Annotated in this window: 3 protein-coding genes; 2 read left to right on the top strand and 1 reads right to left on the bottom strand. The window is 48.2% G+C overall.

The window, feature by feature from the left end; genetic code table 11:
* Window positions 1-382: 382 nt before the first annotated feature.
* A complete protein-coding gene (locus ABYW01_RS19945) occupies window positions 383-997 on the top strand; it encodes an OmpW family outer membrane protein (RefSeq protein ID WP_372836168.1) in 615 nt (204 codons plus the stop codon).
* 56 nt (window positions 998-1,053) lie between these two features.
* Here the strand turns inward: ABYW01_RS19945 and ABYW01_RS19940 are convergent, their stop codons facing one another.
* On the bottom strand, window positions 1,054-1,233 hold the full coding sequence (locus ABYW01_RS19940; protein ID WP_372836166.1) for a tautomerase family protein: 180 nt from the start codon (window positions 1,231-1,233) through the stop codon (window positions 1,054-1,056).
* Between the two features lie 365 nt (window positions 1,234-1,598).
* Here ABYW01_RS19940 and ABYW01_RS19935 point away from each other — a divergent pair.
* A partial coding sequence (locus tag ABYW01_RS19935; RefSeq protein WP_372836165.1) for an enoyl-CoA hydratase-related protein occupies window positions 1,599-2,199 on the top strand: 601 nt, incomplete at its 3' end.

Here is a 2,199-nt window from a genome sequence, read left to right as displayed (position 1 = left end):
GTCTTTTTTGTGCCTTGGCATACGCTACAATGTGCGCCAACGGTAAGAACTTCCAATATTCAGGACTAAAACGGACAGTTCATCTCTAATTACGATTACTAACTACAATAAATACCCCTCAACATTCACGCCAATCCACACTGCAGACTCGCCCAAATTGCTGCAATGCACACGCTATATCAGCATTCATTGATGTAGTCTAACTTTATGATTTAAAAATGATTTTTAGAGTCAACAAATCACCTTTCTTGACATATGACAAGAACCACGCTCCTGTGGAAGTTACAGCTAAAAACCTCGAATCCAGATCAATAAAACCACACGGTTCCAGTGGTTAAATGCCCCCAACTTGAATTAAGCATTACCGCTATGGAGCGCACTCATGAATAAAACAGCCGTATCTACCCTTATCGGTGCCGTAGTATTGGCAGCCTCTTCCGCAGCATCCGCATATGAAGCGGGTGACATCATCGTTCGCGCAGGTGTAGCGTCTGTACAGCCGACTGAAACCATGGAAGCAGGAAGCACGCTGGATACTCTGAATGGAGGTCTGGGCAACAACGAACAGCTGGGCATCACCGCGTCTTATATGTTGACGGATAAGCTAGGCCTGGAACTGCTGGCAGCAACACCGTTCAAACACGACATCACCGCGAACGGCACTAAGATTGGTGACACTAAACACCTGCCACCAACACTGTCTCTGCAGTACTACCCGATGGATACCCAATCAGCGCTACAGCCTTACGTTGGCGTAGGTGTGAACTACACCACGTTCTTCTCTGAAGAAAGCACACTGGGTGATCTGAAACTGGACGATTCCTGGGGTCTGGCAGCACAGGCTGGGGTTGATTACGCAGTGTCTGATAACGTTGTGCTGAACGCCGCGGTTTGGTACATCGATATCGATTCTGATGCCAGCCTGAACGGTGCCGATATTGGTACTGTTGAAATTGACCCTTGGGTTTACATGGTTGGCGTGGGTTACAAATACTAAGTATTCCGCCCTGTTAAAAACGCCGCGCTGTGTCGCGGCGTTTTTTATGGCGTACGTCAATGGGCATTAGCATCCATACCCCCTGTACCCATCAGTGTCTGATCAATCAAGACAATTTTCACCCGCTCTACGGGCACTGTAATCGCATCGCTGATCGCCTGTTCCACATCGCGTACTAATCGCGCTTTCTGTTCTTCGCTGCATACTTCCAGCAGATCAATTCTTGCAACTGGCATAGCCATCACCCACTGTGAACTGTTTATCTTTCTCAAGGCCTGCACGTTATTATTTTTACTGAGTTTCAACGCAGTGCCCGCTATCTGATTCTCTGTATAAGATAAAGCATCAGCCATGCCACTATGCTCAAAAGCATTCCAACTCATTCAAATCTATGGGTTATTATTATTTTTCGAAAAACCTTCAGTCTCCATAGTCACTAAAAGTGCATCAAAATTGATCAATTGGTAAAGCGATGCACACTAGTATTGCTACGATTTGAAGCACATACCCACACCCAAAATAAGTACTTTCCCTTAGACCCATGCCACATAATCACTTATGCTGTGCACCTTAGAAAAACAAAAACCAAGGAAATGTTTTTATGGCCAGCATCCCGGCATATCCCTCTCTTTCAGATGCAACGCTGACACTCGAAGATCGTGTCGCGCTTCTAACCTTCAACCGCGATGACCTGCGCAATGCCCTGACCGGTTGCAACCTGATCGACGATATCTGCACTACAGTCGCGTGGGCGAACCGCAACCCGGAAGTGTCCGTTCTGGTGTTGACCGGTGCCGGCAGCGCGTTCTCATCGGGTGGTAATATCAAAGAGATGCAACTGCGGGACACTGAGCATAAAGATGCCGCTTTTGGCGGCGATGTATATGAAGTGCAGGAGAAATATCGCGCCGGCATCCAGCGCATCCCACTGGCAATGTCTGAAGCAGAAATCCCGGTGATTGCGGCCGTCAACGGACCTGCCATTGGCGCAGGTTTTGACCTGACATGCATGTGCGACATCCGCATTGCATCCAGCAAAGCAATGTTTGGTGAGACTTTTGTCAATCTGGGGATCATCCCGGGTGATGGCGGTGCCTGGTTCCTGCAGCGTCTGATTGGCTATCAACGTGCCGCAGAACTGACGTTAACTGGTCGTGTAATCAAAGCGGATGAAGCAAAAGAATTAGGCATCGTGCTGGATG

The sequence above is a fragment of the Pontibacterium sp. genome, assembly GCF_041587635.1.
Lineage (GTDB): Bacteria > Pseudomonadota > Gammaproteobacteria > Pseudomonadales > Balneatricaceae > Pontibacterium.
This window is presented reverse-complemented; position numbering and strand designations above follow the sequence as displayed.